The following is a 20,318-nucleotide window of genomic DNA, read 5'->3' as shown; positions in this document are numbered from 1 at the left end:
GATCCATGTTAATCTTGCATTCAATTTCAATGAGAAGGGCGTCCTGCCTATTGCTCACTTTATCGACCACAGCACGAATTGAGAAGTTTTTTATGTCAAATCTCGCTCAAAAACGCATTCTATTAGGCATTACTGGTGGCATTGCTGCTTATAAAAGCATCGAGCTGATTCGTTTGTTAACCAAGGCGGGCGCTGACGTTCAGGTCGTGTTAACCGAGGGTGCAAAAGCCTTTGTCACTGAGATGACCCTACAAGCGATTTCTGGTCACCCAGTTCGCAGCACCTTATTAGACCCGAATGCCGAAGCAGGAATGGGACACATAGAATTAGCGAAATGGGCAGATTTGATTGTCATCGCGCCCGCCTCAGCGGATTTCATGGCACGTTATGCTCAAGGCATGGCAAACGACTTATTAAGCACCTTGTGTTTGGCTACAGAGTCCCCGGTTTTACTTGCTCCTGCAATGAACCAAGCCATGTGGAAACACCCCGCTACACAAGCCAATGCCAAGCTACTCACCGAACGTGGTGTACTCAACATTGGCCCAGCCGATGGCGCTCAGGCCTGTGGCGACATTGGTCCTGGGCGCATGAGCGAACCGAGCGACATTTTCAACACCATAATGACGCACTTCGATAAGGCTCAGGTTACACAAGATTTGACTGGCCAACATTGGGTCATCACCGCCGGTCCAACCATGGAAGCCATCGACCCTGTTCGTTTTATTAGCAATCACAGCTCTGGAAAAATGGGTTACGCTCTCGCTACCGCAGCCATAGCCCGTGGTGCGACAGTCACTTTAATTAGTGGCCCGGTGCAAATCACCGCACCGGCTGGCGCGAAAATCATTGCCGTAAAAAGCGCTGATGAAATGCTAGCAGCCTGCCAACAGAGCATGATCACACAAGCGGATGTATTCATTGGCGCTGCTGCCGTGGCCGACTTCAAAATGAAGGCCGCCTGTGATCAAAAAATGAAAAAGCAATCCGACACCGATGAGATCACCCTGACCCTCGTTAAAAACCCAGATATCATCGCCACCCTGGCCCAACAAAAACGCGCCAAAACCCTGGTTGGCTTTGCGGCAGAAACGCAAAACGTGATCGAATACGCAAAAAGCAAACTTGAACGAAAAGGCTTGGACATCATCATCGCGAACGACGTGTCACGCGCGGATATTGGTTTTAACCAAGACGACAACCAAGTCACCGTGATCACCAAAGACAAGACGTGGTCACCTGACAAAACCACAAAAAATGCGCTTGCAGGACAACTCGTTGAATTTATCAACGAGTATGCCCTACAAACTTCTATTTCATAGCAGTAGGGCCACTGGAAGACTGATAACGACCATCATAAGGCTCTACACTTTCGTCAGTATTAATGATAAATAAAGACGCAATTGGCATTCCCGGTACAAGTTTGTAATAAAACGAACTCATGTTTACGAGCTCTAACGTTACTTTTCCTTTGTAACCGGGATCCACTTGCCCATCACTCATATGGACCGAGATAAACCCTCTAGCAATAGAACCTTTCGTTTGAACTAAACCAAACTTATTATTTGGCATCGTTATGTACTCCTCAGTACAAGCCAGCACACTGCCCCCGGAGGTAAGACAAAAAAATCATTTTGAGCAATGGTTTTCATTGTGCTGGGCATTGCCTTTGGAGGGGTAAAAGGTTCTCCTTCGTAAGGATCATACACGGTAAATTGATTGTCTAACCGCAGACAAATAGAAGACACGTCAACTTGCACAGCATTATTTTTATTAACGACTAAACCCGCTGTCACCAAAGTCTGCAACGCATTTTTTGTTAAAAGCATTATTCCCCCAAAATGAAAAAGGTAGTTAACGATGCTGCTACAGACACAACAAAGGTCAAGACAGAAGCTACTATTTGAACAGAATACCTATTCCAAAAGCTACTGGCTCGCCCCTCTGTTACAGGCTGTATGTTAATAGCATGCCGAGCCTCACCAACAATCGGCGCCTCAGTACGCCAAAATGACATAGAGCAAAATGCTTGACCTTTTTTTAACTCAACTTTTCGACCACTCACATTGAAGACAGGGATATTTAGTTCTCCGTTAAATAGAGGATCTAACTTAGTATTAGCGGTAATGATGCCTTTAGCTCCAATACTGCCTTTAGTTGAAAGAAAACCAAATACATCATTTGGCATATTAATGGTTTCTTTAGTCTGGATAATCACACAGCTATTCGGCTGCAGAACAATAGAGCCATTTATTGTAAGCCAGTCTGTGTCTTCACTTCTTCGGTATAAAGAACCAACAGAAAGGTCAACAGACACCTTTTCTTTACCTTGTTCAACTAGGGGGGTTATACGGACTTTACTAGCCCCTAAATTACTATTCAAAATCAAAACATCACTCCTTAAAATAAAAATCCCTTCAAAGCAAATGAAAAGTAGGGCCTTCTTTCATGTCAGGTACTCACAACAGACTTGGCGCCATTAAGTTCAAACATGATATATTACAAGCGTTGATATGCTACAACCGCTAGTGAGGCTATTTTAATGCATAGACAGATCGAAACCAAAATTGTTAATCCGCTACTAGGTAGCTCAATTGAACTTCCAAAATACGCAACATCGGGGTCAGCAGCTCTAGACTTAAGAGCGTGTATTACTGATTCAGTGACAATTCCAAGCGGTGGACGTCATCTTTTTCCCTCTGGCTTAGCGTTTAATATGAAAGACCCTAACATTGTGGCAATCATCGCCTCTCGATCAGGGTTAGCACTAAAGCATGGCGTAAGAGCGCATCCAGGAGTCATTGACTCAGATTATCATGGAGAACTTGGCATTCTTATACACAATGATGGGCAAGAACCTTTCACCGTAAATCCGGGAGACAGAATCGCACAATTACTGTTTCAGCCAATTGTAAAAGTTGATTTGGATTATGTAGATTCGTTTTCTAACAACACCGAACGCGGCGAAGGCGGCTTTGGTCATACAGGCACCAAATAAGCAGAAAATCGGCTAAAAAGGTGAGAATATTTCATCTTTTTAGCCTTCGTTACCACATTCACTCACCCATCTTTTCCCGTGAAACAGAAATTTACTTTCATAAGTACAAACTTCGTAATTTTCATACAAATTTCTATAGTTAATCCGCAAAGATCACGTTATTATTTTAACCATAAGTGGTTGCTTACACTCGTTGTTAGCCTTGACTGTCATCGTTTTGCCACAGCAACCAGATAATCTAGTAAAGAATAGAAGTGTTTTCTATTTATACAGTCTGTTTTTTTATGCGACCCATTTTTGTTTACAGGAGTACGTAAAACGTGGCTTTTTCTCGTGAGTCTGCTTTAGATGTTGCTAAGGTTTTAAGCGAATCGCTTCCTTACATTCAACGCTTTGCTGGTAAAACGCTGGTTATTAAATACGGCGGCAATGCCATGACAGATGAAACTCTACAAGCGGGTTTTGCAAGAGACATCGTTTTAATGAAAGCCATTGGTATTAACCCAATTGTTGTTCACGGTGGTGGCCCACAAATTGGTGAAATGCTAGCTAAACTGAACATTGAATCAAAATTCATCAATGGTATGCGTGTCACTGACACTGCAACCATGGATGTGGTTGAGATGGTACTCGGTGGCCAAGTAAACAAAGAAATCGTTAATTTAATTTGTGAAGCGGGCGGCAAAGCCATCGGCATCACAGGCAAGGATAGCCGTTTTATTAAAGCGAAGAAGCTATTTGTAAAACACCAAGCGGAAGGCATGACAGCACCAGAACAAGTGGATATTGGCCACGTTGGCGAAGTCGCCAGCGTCGACACCGGCTTCCTAAAGTTCTTTGAAAACAGTGATCTGATTCCTGTTATTGCACCAATTGGTGTAGACGATGAAGGCAACTCCTACAACATCAATGCCGACCTTGTGGCAGGCAAAGTGGCAGAAGCGGTTGGCGCAGAAAAATTGATGCTGCTGACCAATATTTCTGGCGTACAAGATAAGCAAGGCAATGTGTTAACTGGATTGAGCACGGCCCAAGTCGATGCCTTAATTGCGGACGGTACTATTTATGGCGGTATGTTGCCTAAGATTAGCTGCGCTCTGTCTGCCGTTAATGCTGGCGTAACAAGCGCGCATATTATCGATGGCCGTGTACCGCATGCGACTTTATTAGAAATCTTTACCGATACGGGTGTAGGCACACTCATATCCAACACGAAAGTGGGCGAATAAACACTGCGCTGTTATTGATATTATCACTTAACGATACTGGCAATTAACAATACTGGTTAGTAACTGGGTACGACAAATGAGCAACAAGAAACACGACCGTCGCACAGAAATATTGCAGGCACTGGCTCAAATGCTAGAAAGTAGCCCTGGAGCGCGCATCACAACTTCCGCTCTAGCGAAGCAAGTCGGTGTATCGGAAGCGGCTTTGTACCGCCATTTTCCCAGTAAAGCGAAGATGTTCGAAGGCTTGATTGAGTTTATAGAAGAAACGCTTTTCACACGTATCAACCGTATTGTACAAGACGAAAGCAATGTAGTGACTCGGATCGAAATGATCATGACATTGGTTTTGGGGTTTGCCGAGCAAAATCCAGGTATGTGTCGTTTATTAACGGCAGATGCTCTGGCTGGTGAGACCGAACGATTGCGCGTCCGTATTGCGCAGGTATTTGATCGTATTGAAACCCAACTGAAACAAGTAATGCGTGAAGCCGATTTGAAACAAGGATTAAGACCAGCAATGGGCGTTGCACCTTGTGCAAATTTCCTGATCGCTGTGATCGAAGGCAAAATACGCCATTATGTGCGCAGTGAATTTAAAGTGAAGCCAATCGACATTTGGCAAGAACAATGGACTATCTTGGCACAAAACTTGATGTTAAATCGCTAAGGCTTGAGACTAACCCTCAAACCTTAGCTTTTTTAACACTGAGTTAAATACCATACTGAAGACGATACGCTTTAACCGCATCAAGATGTTTTGCAAATTCAGGAGAATCCTGTTCTGCCAAATACGTCATGATGTCATTTAACGATACGATACTTATGACGGGCATACCAAAGTCACGTTCGACTTCTTGGATAGCCGATAATGCGCCTTGTCCCCGTTCCTGACGATCCAAGGCAATCAGAACACCAGCAGGAAGGGCATTGGCTTGCTGAATAATAGCCATCACCTCTCGAATGGCTGTTCCCGCAGTAATAACGTCGTCAATGATCATGACGTTACCCGCTAAAGGAGCACCAACAAGAGAGCCGCCCTCACCGTGAGTTTTTGCTTCTTTACGGTTGAAAACGTATGGTGTGTCTACATTATGATGATCATAAAGGGCAACGGCGGTAGTGGTTGCCAATGGAATGCCTTTATAGGCAGGGCCGAACAGAACATCAAATGGAACATTTGCTTCCATTAATGAGGTTGCGTAAAAGCGCCCTAACTTCGCTAATGCTTGGCCTGAACTAAACAAGCCGGCATTAAAAAAGTATGAAGCTCACACGGCCTGATTTAAGCGTAAATTCGCCAAAGCGCAACACGTTTTGTTCAATAGCGAATTCAATAAAGTCTCTTTGGTAAGGTTTCATGCCAACTCCAGAAAGATAAAATAGTACACAACAAAGCGCCGCCAAGAACGAGCGAAGCCATGCCAACATTGGATAGGCGCTAATATAACACACGGCTAGGAATTGTAGGGACCAGAAATGAAGGTCATCAGCCTTAATGTAAACGGTATAAGACAAGCAGCGGATCGCGGCTTTTTTGAATGGATGGTTCGTCAGAACCCAGATGTTGTATGTCTGCAAGATATACAGGCAGATGAGCGCAGTCTAAATGACAGTGTTTTTTTCCTCCAGAGTTCAATACGTATTTCTTTGACTCGATGGAAAATCCTGAACAAGCAGGCGTAGCTATCTATTGTAAAACCATGCCTAAAGCGATTATGACAGGTATGGGGTTCCCTGAATGTGACTTCGAAGGACGCTTCATCCAAGCTGACTTCGATAAAGTCAGTATTGGTGCTTTTTTAACACCTCATGGCTCAAATCACGAAGAGTCACTACAAGAGCACAAATATCGCTTTATGGAAGGCTTTAAAAACCATTTGATAAAAACCCGCCGTAAGCGTCGTGAATTTATTTTTTGCGGCACAGCAAATGTGGCACGCTCTCCTATTGATGTGAGCAGCTGGTTTGTAAATCAACGCAACTCTGGCTTTTTGCCAGAAGAGCGCAAATGGATAAACGAAATTTTCAATGAAATGGAATACGTTGATGCATTCCGTCAGGTAAACAAACAAGACAAGCAATATACTTGGTGGCCTGACTATGAGCGCGCTTGGAAATTAGACGAAGGTGGTCGTTTGGATTACCAAATTACCACACCTGGTATTAAAAACCTGATCCAAGGTGGCACTATTTATAAAGGACAGCGCTTCTCTGATCACGCACCTTTGATCATGGAATACAATATCGACTAAGCGTTATCCAGACTCTCATAAAGTCATTACCTAAAAGGCCCGCTCGTTTTATCACTGGCGGGCCTTTTTACTATTTACGTCTATCAACTCAACGGATACGCTTATGCGTTCACTAGAGGCTTATGCTTCACTTTTAGCTTCAATTGATGAATGCCACCAGGTGGAATCTCGTACGCATCACTGAGCGCATTAGCCGCTTCCACACAAACAAAACGACGGTAATCCTCATCTTCCATATCTGTTCGCTGCTTGGCAATGTCAGCACCTGGGTTCCAGAGCACAGTACTATTACTGCCTTCGGTATGAATAATCAGCTTTCTTCGTAAACCCGCATCTAGTATTTCGCAGGTATCTGGTGCCGATAAATAGACTCGATCCATATGATCGCAGGGGGATACTATACCTTGTTGTAATTGACGGCTGCCATTATCAAACTTATCAACATAACTAATCTGGTCCAAACCCTGTACAGCGGCAGTTTGGTTGTCCGATACATTGAAATAAGTATGAAGTGCCTCACTCACTGGCATGGGTTTATCCGATAGATTCGCCGCCGAAAAATTTATCCGAAAGCCTTTACTCGAAAAACGAAAGACCTGACGTAACTCAAAAGCCAAAGGCCACATCTCTTCAATTAAAGGGTGGTCCTCTGAAGCCAAACGAATCACAATTTTTACATCGCCATTTTTGAAACGACCCGCCTCAATGAACTCCCAGCGAAAATAGCGCGCTAAGCCATGAGCAGGATAATCATTTTGCGTCTCGTGAGCACCAAACCAAGGCCAACATACCGGCACGCCAAAATGTCGGCGACCAAAACGCCCTTCCCCACCAGGGTTGCTAGACTGAAACAATAGATCTTCTTGACCCACTGGAACAAAACTTTCTAAATGCCCACCCCATAATGCAATCGTCGCACTAAAGCCTGGTTGATCAATGATAATTTCATCACATTTTTTTAAGCTCGCGGGACGGATTTCTCCCCCAACTCTTCAAGCTCTCTCATCAATCGGCCATTCATCTACAACTCCGTCAAAGTAATTTCGTCCCCCCATATTAGCTACAGATAGCATGATTACAATAGCTTGAGTTTATATCGACAATTCAACAAAGCAGATAACCGAATAAACACTTAACCTGACCTTGGTTTTACGTTATAAAACACAGCAATAACGAACACTTTGTTAACCGACTTCTGTTTTCATTTTAAAAGGTACTCTCTTCTTTATGAATCAACAAAACGAACCAAAAATGATCATTGGTTGTGACGAGTGGTGCGCATTTCCCTCCCTTGACATTCCAGCCATCAAAGCACGAGTAGACTCCGGTGCGAAAACCTCTTCTATGCACGCAATCAATATTGTTCGCTTCACTCGTGATGATGAGCATTGGGTGAAATTTGACGTACATCCATTACAAAAAAATCGTAAGGTGACAGTGCATTGTGAGGCGCCCCTTATTGACCAGCGAGTCATCAAAAGCTCGAGCGGTGATAAGGAAAAACGCCCTGTTATCCGCGTCCCTCTTTCTCTTGGCGGTACCACATGGGAAGCAGAAGTTACACTAACCAATCGTGACAGCATGGGTTACAGAATGCTGTTGGGACGAGAAGCAATGAACGGTCGAATCTTAATTGATCCAGAGAAAATGTGCTTATTAGGAGATAAAACAAAAAGCTCGTTGCAATCGCTCTATAGCACAACAAAAGCATCATGATAGGTAGAGATTAAATGGCTCCCTAATACCTCAGAGTCATTGAAAGGCCGATGTCTTTTTGGCAGAGCATCGGCGAATCTAAGTGCGATCACTACGGGGTTTGTATATGATCGACAGACTCACCTGTAACGTCAGTATATGGATCAAAATCCAGCACGTCTGTGGACACAGTAAATGACTGATTTTGTGTCACAGCGATGCGTTGCCCATCATTAGGAATATCTATTTGCCTTCTATCCCATACCTTGAGCTGGTAGTCTCCAGCAGGAAGATCAACCGTGGCATTCCCTAATTTGTCGGTTAAAGCAAAATAAGGGGTATCAACCACCACAACCCAAGCGATCATAGTGTCATGAATGTTACACCCTAGTGCCACCACACCAGATTGATCAAACAATTCACTGGAAGGAGGCCCGTCCAAGATACAACTTGATATCGAATGTCTTTGCTTCTGAAAACGAATAGACATGATGACGAACCGTATCAAGATTAGGGAATTCAACACGCGTCCCGGTTTGCAACATGGTAATAGCCGGTAAAAACATTTGTTTTTTTTGAGAGATCACTACAGCAGGCAAATCTTTGCTCACCGCTTTTGGCTTAAATGAAAGCGGCTCAAAAAAAACAGCGCTATAATCCAGCGGCGTTCCATCTGGCGATGTTAGCGTGACCGATACCGTATGCGCGCCAGCATAGGGCAACCACGATCCACCAAGAGTCACCCAGAAACATAAAAAAACACGCTTAAGGCTCAATTGCAATCCCCACAATAGGCTGGCCTGAAGCGATCTCACCAATTTTTATCAGCTGCGCGTCTTCCAAGCTGATCTTATACAGAATATAAGACTGATTCTTTTCTGCACTGAGCGCCACATAAGCCGCATTGGTCACATCAGCAATATCAAAATGCGCATCAGCTACTGGCCCAGTTGCCAATTTACCAACCGTATAAAGCCGACCAGTATTAGGTGACACTTGCTCCTTATCTGTTTCACGTGTCCCTTGAGTAACCAAAGCCCCTTGCACTGCATCAATGGCAAAATTGGTCGTCAATTTGCTGTTTTTTGCGTTATAAGTATAAGCGGCAGCGACCAAGTGCGGCGCTAAACCATGGGACACATCATCAAGGTTGTACTGCAATGAACCATCAAGCTGCACACCCGCCAAATCTGAGTTATTATCCACATAAAGACCCATTTCAGGGTGCATTCGACTGTTTACACCCGCATCAGTTACGACACGAATACGATCGGCAGCTGGATTAAAGTCTACCCCATAAAGAGCGCCCTCTAAGACAACTTGCTGTGTTGGCTCACCAATCGGAGTCATCTGACCTGAGTCTGTATTAACAGTGTACACCTGTCCTGTATTGGAAACGGCATACAAGACACCGTATGCGACGCGATAGTCAATGCCGACAATGCGCTCATCTTGTTGCTTAACCCCCTGTAACGTTACGCGACTGATGATCGAATCTGGATGCGCCACGTTAAATTTGATCAATCGATTATTAGACAACAGAGCCAGCATATTTTCTGGTAGTTCAGCATCAGGTGCTATCTCTTGTATCGATTGTGCCTGCAGAGAACCGGACAACATTAGCATGGCAAAACATAGGGAACGAATTTGACGCATTATGTATTCTCTTTTAATTTATTGAAGCAATCAGACACCGCTCACAACTACGGATCGATTTCGACCGCCCTCTTTTGCCTTATATAGAGCCTCATCAGAGCGACTTAACCAATCATGTACATCTTCATCTGAACTACAGGCTTCTGATACACCAAAACTTATCGTCACGGAAACGACAGTGTCAGCAGCTTTTATTTTGATCTCTGCGATTTTCTTACGTACTGTTTCACAGAAAAAAACGCACCAGCCGAGTCTGTATTGGGCAAAACAATAACGAACTCTTCGCCACCATAACGCCCCACAAAATCCGTTTTTCTGGCACCAGAAGACAACACTTTAGCGACCGCTTGCAATACCTGATCACCTACAGGATGACCATATCGATCGTTCACTTGTTTAAAGTGATCAATGTCAGCCATCACCAAAGAATACGAAGCATTACTCTGTTTAAACACCTCGAAAGCATTATTTAACACCTTATCCAAACTGCCTCGATTATGCAGAGAGGTTAGAGGGTCAGTTTTACTTAAATAATCCAATTTACGATTTGCATTAGACAATGATTCTTTATTGGTAGCGACATCAGTCACATCGTAAACCACCATACAAACATACTTAACCGTTCCATCAGCATTAGTAATGGGTCGTAAAGCAACATTCTGGTACATCTTTTCAGCCATCCCCGTTATAGGGCGATAGCTTTTAAAAGGAAATAAATGTGGGCGTTGTTCCCAGGAAATAAAAATGGGCGTTCTTAATGCAATAACATTATCTAATTTTTGCTGTAGCCAATTACTATTAATCGTCGGGAAAATGTTAAATAAAGACTGCCCTTTAGCAATAGACGAGCTCACGCCACTGTGATTTTCTATGAAACTATTCCAGAGCTTGACTTCATATTTATCATTTAAAACCACTAAACCTACATCAATATGCTGAAGCATATCGAATAGCCAATGCAGTTCCATGATATCTTCTGGGTTGCTGCTCATTTATTTAATCTTCCTCAACCAAATAGGACAGTAAATTTTCTAGCTCCGATACAGAATCCTCAGTGAACAGCATCATCAAGTCACAGCTAATTTGATAATTTTCTACTTCATAAACAATCTCAACCACCAGTGTACGTTTCCACTTCGCTTTTTTGATATTTACTAAGTCCGCCACCTTAGCGTGTTGTGCAAATAATGCAGGGTGGCTATGGCTAAAATCGATATTCAATTGCTTACCAAACGCATCAATAAATGGACCAACCAATACAGATGACACATCCATCAACAGCTCAACTTCAACGACAGAATCAATAGTTTCTGTCATACCGAGCAGTTTTGCCATATCCGGAAAGCTCGAATCACTAAAAATAAGCAAGGTCTCAAATGCAATCCCGGAGCCAACAAAGCCCTGCGAGACAGCAGAACAGCTGTCATCCTTGACACTGTAATCAAGCGCCATTTGTAGCTCACTGACTTCCAAAATATTGACTCGAGGAACAGGCAATTTTATAAACACATTGAGCATATCCGCTAAAACGCTAGCAGCACGCCCCATGGCAATATTAGAAATTTCTTGCAAACACTCATTGAGAGTAAATTGCTCAGCCGCTGTTGTTTGTTCAATAATAAAAGGCTGCTGATCTTCGGTGCCCTGAACAGAGAAAAGCCCTAAGGATATCAATAACCTTCTTAACTCTTCCGCAGAGGCTGGCTTTTTATGGAAAGCCACGGCACCCATTTCTTTTACGCGTTGTATCGCCTTAGGCTGAACATCGCCAGAAACGACAATAACAGCCGGAGATAAATCAAAAGATTGAAGCGCTTCAAGTGTCTCATAGCCGTCTTTAACTGGCATATTGAGATCTAGAAATAAAATATCAAAAGCAGAAGCCGATAATTTCTCTAGTGCTTCCTCTCCATGCTCGGCGTATTCAACATCAATATCCCAATCCGCCGGTAACACTCGTGTTAATTGCTTACGTGCAATTTTTGAATCATCACAAATCAGTACTCGTGTACTCATTACCCTTCTCTTTTTGATAAGTGCCACAGGTGTATACTATGACACTTAAGGCAGCGTTTCTAAAACCAAAAAAATGTTATTTCACGTAACTAAATCAACATAAATACAGATACCCCCCTTGCGTTACTCGTCTTCAAGCCTTTGTATTAAATAATGTCGTAAACTAAACGAACGATAACAATGCTTTAGCCACTAAACGTTCATCATACTTGTGCTGTTTGTCGGTTATTAACGGGGTTTTAATCACGGTCACCTTAAGCGCCGTCAACGCAGAAACATCAATATCACCATAATCATATTTATCATCAAGCAATAAATAATCCAAAGCAGAGAAACATTCAACGGATTTATCATCAGCACATACTGTCTCTATTAAGCGCTTAACCCTTTCCATTAAAGACAAGCCTTGCTGCTCTGGATCCTCCCCCAAATTGGGTAAATATACTTTTGGATTAGCATTCTGACGAATGGAACGGCCAACCCCCTGGCAAAAGATTCGCAAGCAAGCTGCTGTAAAAACTACCAGGCGGATAGCAAATCAAATCAGCGCCTTCAATGGCATCTTTGCGGTCGTCGGCAATATAACAATTCGTCGGCACAATATGACGCAAGCCCTTATTTAACCAAATTCGCTTTATCGGACTCGGCAACACCTGAGTTTCTTTACCGGTAATGTTGTGCTGTCCTAAGACAGTCTCTCCGTTCTCAAGTTCAACCCCCAAATGCAAACTGGCATCCAGTGTGGTTTTTACCTCTCCTAACGCTTTTACTAAACGGGAAAATAAAAAAACAATCGGGTCTAACTGTTGTTGATTATTCAAATACCCACCGGCCATAATCAGATTGCCAATACTGGCACCACGCAAATCAAAATTGTCATGAATGCGTGCTTGAGTCACGGCCAAATGCATTTGAATTAATGCTTTCATAGGATTAGGAATACACGCAATAAGTGGATGCTCTCCCGCAACTAATTGTTGTAACTGCGCCCTTAACACTGACAACTCTGCTTGCTGTGGAAGGCGATGAGTAAAAAGATTATACACCTCCGGCTGCCCCATAACTGTTTCATCCGCCAACGCCATCAAGCGGCTACGTAAATCGCCCACGGCCGGAATATCAAACTCGGCCCGTAACCGTGCGGAGCTACCACCAGAATCAAACGGTGTCACCAGATGAATAGAGTGATGGGTGTATTCTTTAAACACTCGACTGACTTTATTTAACGCCGAACCACCGCTAAAAAACAGCACTTTTGGCCCTTGTTCAGGTAAGCTCTGGTAACGATGAACGCGAACAGGATCTGGCATGACCATACGACGCCAAACACGCAAAGAGCTTGTCATAAAAACCTCATACAAATAAAAAAATCGCCACCAGAAGCGTTAGGAAACACGTAAAATTGGCTTAATATTACCTTCCCATGATACACAATGCTAAAATGCTCGCCATGCAAAAAATCATTAAAACAATAGCACGTATTACTTTCAGGAAGCGCCATGGAAACCAAAAATTCTGGGTCATCTCTTAGCAAAGCACTCAATATGCTGAACCACGTTTGCACTTCCCCCGTACCACTAAGGTTTGCGGAACTGGTCGAGCTTTCCGAGTTGCCCAAAGCCACCGCTCATCGTCAATTAAACACATTACTTGAGCATGGCCTAGTACGCTTTGATGAGCACAAGCAAGCCTATTATCCGGGTTATGGGTTACTGGCTCTCGCTCACCGTACCTGGGCTAATTTGGACATTCGTGACGTGGCAGCCGCCCCGATGCGAGAGTTATGGTCAAGCACACAAGAAACCATCCACCTCGCGGTCTTAGATGGCGCAGACGTGATTTATATCGACAAACTGGAAAGCCCTAAAAGCTTACGGCTTTATTCAGCAGTGGGAAAAAAAGGCCCTGTCTATTGCACCGGCGTTGGTAAAGCCATGTTGGCGTTTTTACCCGATGATAAACAAAAAGACATCATCGATCATCAAGCCTTTTTCCGCCACACAGAACATACTCTAACCACGCCAGAAGCCCTAAAAGCCAACTTGGCACAAATTAGAGAAAAGGGAATCTCCCTCGATTTAGAAGAGCACGAGATGGGCATAAAGTGCGCAGCGGCACCCATTTTCAACTCACGCCATGAAGCCGTGGCAGCCATCAGTGTTACCGCTCCGGCTTTCCGAACTAGCGATGATGTCTATGAGGACATGAAAATCCAAGTAAAAGACGCTGCCAATACCATATCAAAACGCCTTGGGGCGTGTGATTAACCTATCATTGCAAGAGAGAAAACCATGGCCACCGGTCTATTAGCACTACTTGATGACATCACCACACTGCTGGACGATGTAGCGGTTTTTTCTAAAGTCGCGGCGAAAAAAACCGCTGGCGTCTTGGGAGACGACCTTGCGTTAAACGCAGAACAGGTATCTGGTGTAAAAGCAGACCGTGAATTGCCCGTGGTCTGGGCCGTCGCTAAAGGTTCTTTTTTAAACAAATTGATTCTCGTGCCGCTGGCATTAGCCATCAGCGCCTTTATCCCTTGGCTAATCCAGCCCTTATTAATGGCTGGTGGTCTGTATCTGTGTTTTGAGGGGGTGGAAAAAGTCCTTCACACATTTAAAGACAACCATGAAGAAAAAGAAAACCTAAGAAAAAACGTCAAACAGGCGAACTCAGCTGCAGAGATAGTTGCATTGGAAAAAAGCAAAGTGAAAGGCGCGATTCGTACCGACTTTGTGTTGTCAGCCGAGATTATCGTTATTTCCCTTGGCACCGTAGCGGGACAAAGCTTATTAACCCAAGCCATTGTCGTTAGCCTGATAGCCTTTATTGTCACGGTTGGTGTGTATTTATTGGTTGGCTTAATCGTGCGTCTTGACGATATTGGCTTACACCTACATCAATCAAAAAACTCATGCATCAAACAACTTGGTTTAGTCATATTAAAAGGCGCTCCCACGTTGATCCGACTGCTGTCCATTGTCGGTACCATTGCCATGTTTTTAGTGGGCGGCGGTATTTTTGTTCACGGCTTACCCACCTTGCATCACCTTGCTGATATGGCCGTGTCTGGTGAAATTGCCCAAATTCCACTTGTTACAAGCTTAATAAACACAGGCATTAGCTTCTCAGTTGGCTTAATTCTGGGTGGTGTTGCTGTTGCTATTGCGTCTCTTTTCAATAAAAAGAAAGCCTAAGAACACTTAGGCTTGTCGTGCAGACAAAATAAACTCGGCGAGTTCGGCAAAACCCAAGCCGCCGGGTTGCGTCGTCTGATAACGAGGATGGTGACGCATAATCGACAAGTGCTCGGCAATATTCGCCACCCCGACACTCAGCGGAAAACGCGCAAACATGCTTTCATCGTTAGGTGCATCACCAACGTAAAGCACTTGCTCTTGCTGCTGCGCGTCACTTAATCCATACACATCGACTAACACACGCTGCGCCATAGAAAATTTATCGTAACCTTGAGAGCACACGTTAATATGGATCGAACTTGCCTTCGCATTTAAACCCAGAGCAATGAGCGCCGCCAAACACGCGTCTTTGTCTGCTATCGCAGCTGGCTTCACATCTTGCGCATAATCGATCGCCACATCGGTAAGACGATAGGCCTGATCTCGCGCCAAACGCAAACGCGGAAACTGCCTTAACACCTGATTCACCTGAGCCAGTAAAAGCGCCTGTTCCGCTCGCATCGCTGACTCTTCTCGCCAGAAAGAATAGGTCAAGTGACGGTCTGCCGTTCTACCAATAAAGCAGGCACCACCTTCAGTAATCACGCCATCCACAGGCAAGGCCCTAGCAATCATGTCTGACCAACCAGCACAGCCACCGGTGACGGGAATCACCTTAATGCCATTGGCCTGTAACCGTGCCAAAGCCTGCAAAGTATCGACAGGCAATTGACCTTCCCAGGTCAGCGTGTCATCAAAGTCCGTTAAAATAAATCGTAAGTTTTGACAGGCGTTGTCCTCTAAAGCAGACAAAGGCTGCGCAGAAAAAGCGGATATCGACATATTCGTCCTACGAGCAAAGTTTAATATGAACACCATGAGAGGTGAGTAATTGGGTTTGCGACTCGGTGAGTGCATCACTAAAAAACCAATCAATCGATGAAAAGGGCTGCACTCGCGCCATTGCTTTACGCCCCCACTTGTGTTGATCCGCCACCAACAAGCTATAGCGACTTTGCTCCACCAGAACGCGACTTACCGCCGCCTCTTCTGGGTCAAAATCTAATATCCCTTGCTCTTCATCCATGCCACCACAGCCCAATACGCCATAATCAAAATAATATTGACGCAACCCATACAAGGTCTCTTCGCCGACCAAATCATGGTGTTGATGACGCAATTTACCGGCTAATACCCGCACACGAATATGCGGATAATTCCCCAAAATACTCGCGACCGTCAGATTATTCGTGAACACCTGCAAATCATGGTGAGAAACCAAGGCTTTTGCCACGTACTCCACCGTTGTACCAATGCCCAAAAAAACCGACGCACCACTCGGAATCATCTGCGCTACTTTCGCCGCAATGGCCTGTTTCGCATCACTGTTCAAAAACTGGCGATGATCAAACGGCAGATTTTCGGTACTAGAAACCAGGGCAATACCGCCATGGGTACGACGAACTAGATGACGCTCAGCCAGCTGATTTATGTCTTTACGAATGGTTTGTGATGACACATTGAAACGTGCCACCATCTCCTCCACTAGCAAAGCGTCTTCCTGCTGTACCCAGTTTAAAATCTGATTTTGTCGCTCGTTTAAACTCACAAAACAACCTTAATGCCACAAAGCATGGTTATTCCGACAAGAACGCGAATTTCGTCGGATCGTCGGTAATAACGGCATCCATGCCCCACTCCCAATGTGCTTCCACTTTTTGGGGATCATTAGCGGTATAACACAGCAATTTATACCCCGCGGCTTTAACCGCACGCGCTTGCGCTTCGGTCAAACGGGAGTAATCACAATTCAGACTGTATGCTTCAATACCTGCAAGCTGCTCTTGCCAGTCGTCTGGAATCTCTTCATACAAGGGCGCAAGATAACGCTGAGGATCAATCTCGTAACACAGCTCTAACGCCGCCAGATTAAAACTGGAAATCATCAACTTGTTGTTGTCTTCCCAGTGATCACGCAACATCGCCATCACCGCCGGTACGATATTTTCCACATCGGCGCTGTCGTGTTTAATCTCAAGATTCAAACCCAGATTCAACGACTGAATGCATTCCAATGCTTCCAACAAGGTTGGCACTTTCTCGCCCGCAAACGCATCAGAGAACCAAGATCCTGCATCCAATTCCGCCACCTCGGTTGGACGTGCTTCACGTGTCACACCCGATCCATTCGTGCAACGATCAAGGCTGTCATCGTGGAAAATGATTAACCCACCTTCGGCGATCAAATACACATCAATTTCCACCCACGTCGCACCCACATCGGCCGCGGCACGAATCGACGCCAAGGTGTTTTCTGGCGCCAATAATGCCGCCCCTCGATGACCCATTACTTTTGTCTTCAAAATATCCTGCTTCACAAGCGTGTCATTTTGCATACCAATCTCACAATCTCTGTTGAGTTACTGCGTCGAATAAATGCCAGTATTGAGCTGGCGCCTTGAGCCACATAAGGCTATTAATATCCGGTAAATGCGGCCCAGAAAGACGTACCACCATAGCATCGCCTTGACCAGACGGCGTTTCCACCTTACCGTGAATTAACGTCTCGGCTCCTAACGATTCTACTGCCTGAATACGCAAAGCGAAATCGGCATTATGCTCGTCACTGACGTCTAAATGTTCAGGACGAATCCCCCAGACAATCGCCCCTCGATGCGGATGAGACAATGGTAAGGTTAATTCATCGGATACCGTGATGCCTTGCTCAGTCAAATGAGCATCAAGCAAATTCATCGAAGGCGAACCAATAAACGCCGCCACAAATGGCGTAGCCGGTTTATTGTACAAATCCATTGGTGTACCGATCTGTTCAGCTTTGCCTTTATTCAACACCACCAAGCGATCCGCCAAGGTCATGGCTTCTACCTGATCGTGGGTCACGTACAAGGTCGTGGTGCCTAATTTACGCTGCAATTGACGAATCTCAACACGCATCTGCACACGCAACTTTGCATCTAGATTAGACAAAGGCTCATCAAACAAGAACACTTTCGGATCTCGAACCATGGCACGTCCCATGGCAACACGCTGACGTTGACCGCCGGATAACTGACGTGGTTTACGCTGCAGCAACTCCGTTAACCCCAACATAGCCGCCACATCACTGACTTTTTCCGCAATCAGGTCTTTTGCCATGCCTCGATTTTTCAAACCATAAGCCATGTTGTCATAGACCGTCATGTGTGGGTATAAGGCATAGTTCTGAAACACCATCGCAATGTCACGGTCCGCAGGCTCTTTTTCATTCATACGCTCGCCACGAATGCGCAGCTCGCCTGTGGAAATACTTTCCAACCCGGCCACCATACGCAGCAGAGTAGATTTACCACAGCCAGAAGGGCCAACCAACACAATAAACTCACCTTCTTCAATCGATAAATCGACGCTTGGAATCGCGTGATAACCATTAGGGTAGGTCTTGCCCACTTTTTCTAAAATAACGTCCGTCATGACTACTTCTCCGAATCCACTAAGCCTTTTACAAACAGCTTCTGCATACCAATCACTACTGCAACCGGTGGCAACATCGCTAATAAGGTGGTGGCCATAATTTGGTTCCACGCAATATCACCGTCTGTTACTGACAACATGCGCTTAATACTCATTACCAAGGTGTAATAGGCATCGTCTGTGGTGATCAACAAAGGCCAGAGGTATTGATTCCAACCGTAAATAAACAAAATAACAAACAACGCGGCGATATTGGTTCGAGACAAAGGCAACAATATGTCAAAAAAGAACCGCCATGGCCCGGCGCCATCCATCCGAGCCGCTTCGACTAACTCTCCTGGAATACTCAAGAAACACTGACGAAACAAGAAAGTCGCCGTCGCACTGGCAATTAAAGGCAAGGTTAATCCAGTGTAACTGTTAAGCAGATCCAGATTCGCCACCACCTCGTAAGTGGGCACAATCCGTACTTCAACAGGCAACATCAAGGTCATGAAAATGATCCAAAAGCACAAGTTACGAAACGGAAAGCGGAAGAACACAATGGCGTACGCCGACAACAACGAAATAGCAATTTTGCCAAAGGTAATGCCCAACGCCATAATCAGGGAGTTCAGCATCATAAACCACACTGGCACGTCGACACCGTTACCGGCTTTGTCGAATAGCACAGCGCCCCATGTTTCTGCACCAGCATTGCCAAACCACAGAGGAATATGCCCAACGCCAAACGCCGACGCAGGATGAGTCGAGGCCACCAAGGCCATCCACACAGGCAATGCCACCAAAGCAATCCCCGTCAATAACGTCGCGTGGCTTACAAAGGTTAACCAAGGTCGATTCTCGATCATGAGTACTGCACCTTACGCTCAATAAAGCGAAACTGAATGACCGTCATCAGGCCAACAATGCCCATCAACACCACAGACTGCGCCGCCGATCCACCAAGATCCAAGCCAACAAAACCGTCATCAAATACCTTATAAACTAAGGTCGTCGTACTTTGCCCTGGGCCACCTTTGGTGGTCGCATCAATCACCCCGAAGGTTTCGAAGAAAGCGTACACAAGGTTAACAACCAACAAGAAAAACGTCGTCGGAGACAACAACGGAAAGACAATGGTCCAAAAGCGTTTAAACGGACTGGCACCGTCAATCGCTGCCGCTTCAATCAGCGAACGCGGCACGGCTTGCAAACCCGCTAGGAAAAATAAGAAGTTGTAACTGATTTGCTTCCAAGTGGAGGCTATCACCACCAATATCATCGCTTGGCTACCATCAAGATAATGGTTCCAATCGACACCCGCAGACTTCAACCACAAGGCAATCGGCCCCATGCTCGGATCAAATAAAATCCACCACAACACACCCGCTAATGCCGGTGCCACCGCGTACGGCCAAATCAATAAGGTTTGATACGCCAACTTGCCGCGAATCACCCGATCCGCCATCACCGCCAACAACAAGGCCACCGACATGCCCACAATGGCCACAGAAAAACTAAACACCAAGGTGGTTAAAATAGATTGGTAATATAAGGGGTTTGAAAATAAATCAGCAAAGTTTTCCAAACCAATAAATTCACGACTCAGACCAAACGCGTCTTCTTGATAAAACGCTTGCTCTAAGGCTTGCTCAGCAGGCCAAAGAAAGAAAATGGCGGTTATCAGCAACTGGGGCAAAAGCAATAACCAAGGTAAGCCCTTTTGGGGAAAGGTAACTGTCATCGGACAATCCAAACAAAAGAAAAAGACAAATAAAAAAACACACCATCGCAGCAATAAAAAGTGCCCTCACGCATGACACATGAGGGCACTGCT

General features: G+C 45.0%; 23 protein-coding genes and 3 pseudogenes. 8 read left to right on the top strand and 18 right to left on the bottom strand.

Annotated elements, in window-relative coordinates:
- The first annotated feature begins 92 nt into the window (after positions 1 to 92).
- On the top strand, positions 93 to 1,322 hold the full coding sequence (gene coaBC / locus AC0L6V_RS20240) for a bifunctional phosphopantothenoylcysteine decarboxylase/phosphopantothenate--cysteine ligase CoaBC (RefSeq protein WP_409418988.1): 1,230 nt from the start codon (positions 93 to 95) through the stop codon (positions 1,320 to 1,322).
- Here coaBC and AC0L6V_RS20235 read toward each other — a convergent pair.
- The 3 genes from AC0L6V_RS20235 to AC0L6V_RS20225 are packed head-to-tail and all read right to left on the bottom strand — an operon-like array spanning position 1,312 to position 2,389.
- Positions 1,312 to 1,572, bottom strand: a complete 261-nt coding sequence (locus tag AC0L6V_RS20235; protein WP_418138554.1) for a dCTP deaminase — start codon at positions 1,570 to 1,572, stop codon at positions 1,312 to 1,314. The two genes, coaBC and AC0L6V_RS20235, sit on opposite strands and share 11 nt — an antisense overlap.
- A 2-nt stretch (positions 1,573 to 1,574) precedes the next feature.
- Complete coding sequence (locus AC0L6V_RS20230) at positions 1,575 to 1,829, bottom strand: hypothetical protein (protein ID WP_265220130.1); 255 nt, start codon at positions 1,827 to 1,829, stop codon at positions 1,575 to 1,577.
- Positions 1,829 to 2,389: a dCTP deaminase gene (locus tag AC0L6V_RS20225; protein ID WP_265220129.1), complete on the bottom strand. Its 561-nt coding sequence runs from the start codon at positions 2,387 to 2,389 to the stop codon at positions 1,829 to 1,831. Before AC0L6V_RS20225 ends, AC0L6V_RS20230 begins: the two co-directional genes overlap by 1 nt.
- A 153-nt stretch (positions 2,390 to 2,542) precedes the next feature.
- Here AC0L6V_RS20225 and dut point away from each other — a divergent pair, with 153 nt between their 5' ends.
- The 3 genes from dut (at position 2,543) to slmA (ending at position 4,897) form a co-directional block, all read left to right on the top strand.
- Positions 2,543 to 2,998: a dUTP diphosphatase gene (gene dut / locus AC0L6V_RS20220; protein ID WP_265220128.1), complete on the top strand. Its 456-nt coding sequence runs from the start codon at positions 2,543 to 2,545 to the stop codon at positions 2,996 to 2,998.
- A 320-nt stretch (positions 2,999 to 3,318) separates the two neighbouring features.
- Positions 3,319 to 4,227 (top strand): acetylglutamate kinase, encoded by a 909-nt coding sequence (gene argB / locus AC0L6V_RS20215; RefSeq protein WP_265220127.1) that lies wholly within the window; start codon positions 3,319 to 3,321, stop codon positions 4,225 to 4,227.
- 76 nt (positions 4,228 to 4,303) lie between these two features.
- Positions 4,304 to 4,897: a nucleoid occlusion factor SlmA gene (gene slmA, locus AC0L6V_RS20210; RefSeq protein WP_265220126.1), complete on the top strand. Its 594-nt coding sequence runs from the start codon at positions 4,304 to 4,306 to the stop codon at positions 4,895 to 4,897.
- Positions 4,898 to 4,940: 43 nt separating this feature from the next.
- Here slmA and pyrE read toward each other — a convergent pair.
- Positions 4,941 to 5,589, bottom strand: a pseudogene (gene pyrE, locus AC0L6V_RS20205) (orotate phosphoribosyltransferase).
- Positions 5,590 to 5,706: 117 nt separating this feature from the next.
- Between pyrE and AC0L6V_RS20200 the strand changes: the two are divergent.
- Positions 5,707 to 6,482: pseudogene (locus AC0L6V_RS20200) on the top strand (exodeoxyribonuclease III).
- Between the two features lie 101 nt (positions 6,483 to 6,583).
- On the opposite strand, the gene AC0L6V_RS20195 reads toward AC0L6V_RS20200, so the two are convergent.
- Positions 6,584 to 7,393 carry a D-hexose-6-phosphate mutarotase gene (locus AC0L6V_RS20195; RefSeq protein WP_418139102.1) on the bottom strand — a complete coding sequence of 270 codons (810 nt, stop codon included), beginning with the start codon at positions 7,391 to 7,393 and terminating at the stop codon, positions 6,584 to 6,586.
- A 316-nt stretch (positions 7,394 to 7,709) separates the two neighbouring features.
- Here AC0L6V_RS20195 and AC0L6V_RS20190 point away from each other — a divergent pair, with 316 nt between their 5' ends.
- On the top strand, positions 7,710 to 8,198 hold the full coding sequence (locus AC0L6V_RS20190; RefSeq protein WP_265220123.1) for an ATP-dependent zinc protease family protein: 489 nt from the start codon (positions 7,710 to 7,712) through the stop codon (positions 8,196 to 8,198).
- Positions 8,199 to 8,289: 91 nt separating this feature from the next.
- Here AC0L6V_RS20190 and AC0L6V_RS20185 read toward each other — a convergent pair whose 3' ends face one another.
- The 7 genes and pseudogenes from AC0L6V_RS20185 to AC0L6V_RS20155 all read right to left on the bottom strand — a co-directional run bounded on the left by AC0L6V_RS20185 (position 8,290) and on the right by AC0L6V_RS20155 (position 13,195).
- On the bottom strand, positions 8,290 to 8,619 hold the full coding sequence (locus AC0L6V_RS20185; RefSeq protein WP_418138553.1) for a cupredoxin domain-containing protein: 330 nt from the start codon (positions 8,617 to 8,619) through the stop codon (positions 8,290 to 8,292).
- Positions 8,597 to 8,953: a hypothetical protein gene (locus AC0L6V_RS20180; RefSeq protein WP_418138552.1), complete on the bottom strand. Its 357-nt coding sequence runs from the start codon at positions 8,951 to 8,953 to the stop codon at positions 8,597 to 8,599. Before AC0L6V_RS20180 ends, AC0L6V_RS20185 begins: the two co-directional genes overlap by 23 nt.
- On the bottom strand, positions 8,943 to 9,833 hold the full coding sequence (locus tag AC0L6V_RS20175) for a DUF4394 domain-containing protein (protein ID WP_265220120.1): 891 nt from the start codon (positions 9,831 to 9,833) through the stop codon (positions 8,943 to 8,945). Before AC0L6V_RS20175 ends, AC0L6V_RS20180 begins: the two co-directional genes overlap by 11 nt.
- A 30-nt stretch (positions 9,834 to 9,863) precedes the next feature.
- Positions 9,864 to 10,438 (bottom strand): annotated as a pseudogene (locus AC0L6V_RS20170) (GGDEF domain-containing protein).
- A gap of 391 nt (positions 10,439 to 10,829) precedes the next feature.
- Entirely contained in the window at positions 10,830 to 11,849 is a 1,020-nt protein-coding gene (locus AC0L6V_RS20165; RefSeq protein WP_265220117.1) for a response regulator, read from the bottom strand.
- 163 nt (positions 11,850 to 12,012) lie between these two features.
- The gene (locus AC0L6V_RS20160) at positions 12,013 to 12,351 is read right to left on the bottom strand and encodes a CofD/YvcK family protein (RefSeq protein ID WP_265220116.1); all 339 of its coding nucleotides are present in this window, start codon (positions 12,349 to 12,351) and stop codon (positions 12,013 to 12,015) included.
- Entirely contained in the window at positions 12,302 to 13,195 is an 894-nt protein-coding gene (locus AC0L6V_RS20155) for a GAK system CofD-like protein (protein WP_265220115.1), read from the bottom strand. The genes AC0L6V_RS20160 and AC0L6V_RS20155 overlap by 50 nt, the downstream gene beginning before the upstream one ends.
- Before the next feature lie 153 nt (positions 13,196 to 13,348).
- Between AC0L6V_RS20155 and AC0L6V_RS20150 the strand changes: the two genes are divergently transcribed.
- Positions 13,349 to 14,116 (top strand): IclR family transcriptional regulator, encoded by a 768-nt coding sequence (locus tag AC0L6V_RS20150; protein ID WP_265220114.1) that lies wholly within the window; start codon positions 13,349 to 13,351, stop codon positions 14,114 to 14,116.
- A 24-nt stretch (positions 14,117 to 14,140) separates the two neighbouring features.
- Positions 14,141 to 15,046, top strand: a complete 906-nt coding sequence (locus AC0L6V_RS20145; RefSeq protein WP_265220113.1) for a DUF808 domain-containing protein — start codon at positions 14,141 to 14,143, stop codon at positions 15,044 to 15,046.
- A gap of 6 nt (positions 15,047 to 15,052) precedes the next feature.
- Here the strand turns inward: AC0L6V_RS20145 and AC0L6V_RS20140 are convergent, their stop codons facing one another.
- The 6 genes from AC0L6V_RS20140 to ugpA are packed head-to-tail and all read right to left on the bottom strand — an operon-like array spanning position 15,053 to position 20,225.
- On the bottom strand, positions 15,053 to 15,871 hold the full coding sequence (locus AC0L6V_RS20140) for an HAD family hydrolase (protein ID WP_265220112.1): 819 nt from the start codon (positions 15,869 to 15,871) through the stop codon (positions 15,053 to 15,055).
- Positions 15,872 to 15,878: 7 nt separating this feature from the next.
- On the bottom strand, positions 15,879 to 16,637 hold the full coding sequence (locus AC0L6V_RS20135) for a DeoR/GlpR family DNA-binding transcription regulator (RefSeq protein WP_418138551.1): 759 nt from the start codon (positions 16,635 to 16,637) through the stop codon (positions 15,879 to 15,881).
- A gap of 28 nt (positions 16,638 to 16,665) precedes the next feature.
- Complete coding sequence (locus tag AC0L6V_RS20130) at positions 16,666 to 17,391, bottom strand: glycerophosphoryl diester phosphodiesterase (protein WP_418138550.1); 726 nt, start codon at positions 17,389 to 17,391, stop codon at positions 16,666 to 16,668.
- Positions 17,392 to 17,431: 40 nt separating this feature from the next.
- A complete protein-coding gene (gene ugpC / locus AC0L6V_RS20125; protein WP_409418982.1) occupies positions 17,432 to 18,499 on the bottom strand; it encodes a sn-glycerol-3-phosphate ABC transporter ATP-binding protein UgpC in 1,068 nt (355 codons plus the stop codon).
- 2 nt (positions 18,500 to 18,501) lie between these two features.
- A complete protein-coding gene (ugpE, locus tag AC0L6V_RS20120; RefSeq protein WP_265220108.1) occupies positions 18,502 to 19,350 on the bottom strand; it encodes a sn-glycerol-3-phosphate ABC transporter permease UgpE in 849 nt (282 codons plus the stop codon).
- Positions 19,347 to 20,225: a sn-glycerol-3-phosphate ABC transporter permease UgpA gene (ugpA, locus tag AC0L6V_RS20115; protein WP_111608340.1), complete on the bottom strand. Its 879-nt coding sequence runs from the start codon at positions 20,223 to 20,225 to the stop codon at positions 19,347 to 19,349. The genes ugpE and ugpA overlap by 4 nt, the downstream gene beginning before the upstream one ends.
- Positions 20,226 to 20,318 lie beyond the last annotated feature (93 nt).

Source organism: Marinomonas sp. G8-14 (genome assembly GCF_055808935.1).
Note: the sequence above shows the minus strand (reverse complement) of the source record. Positions and strands in the feature narration are given on the sequence as shown.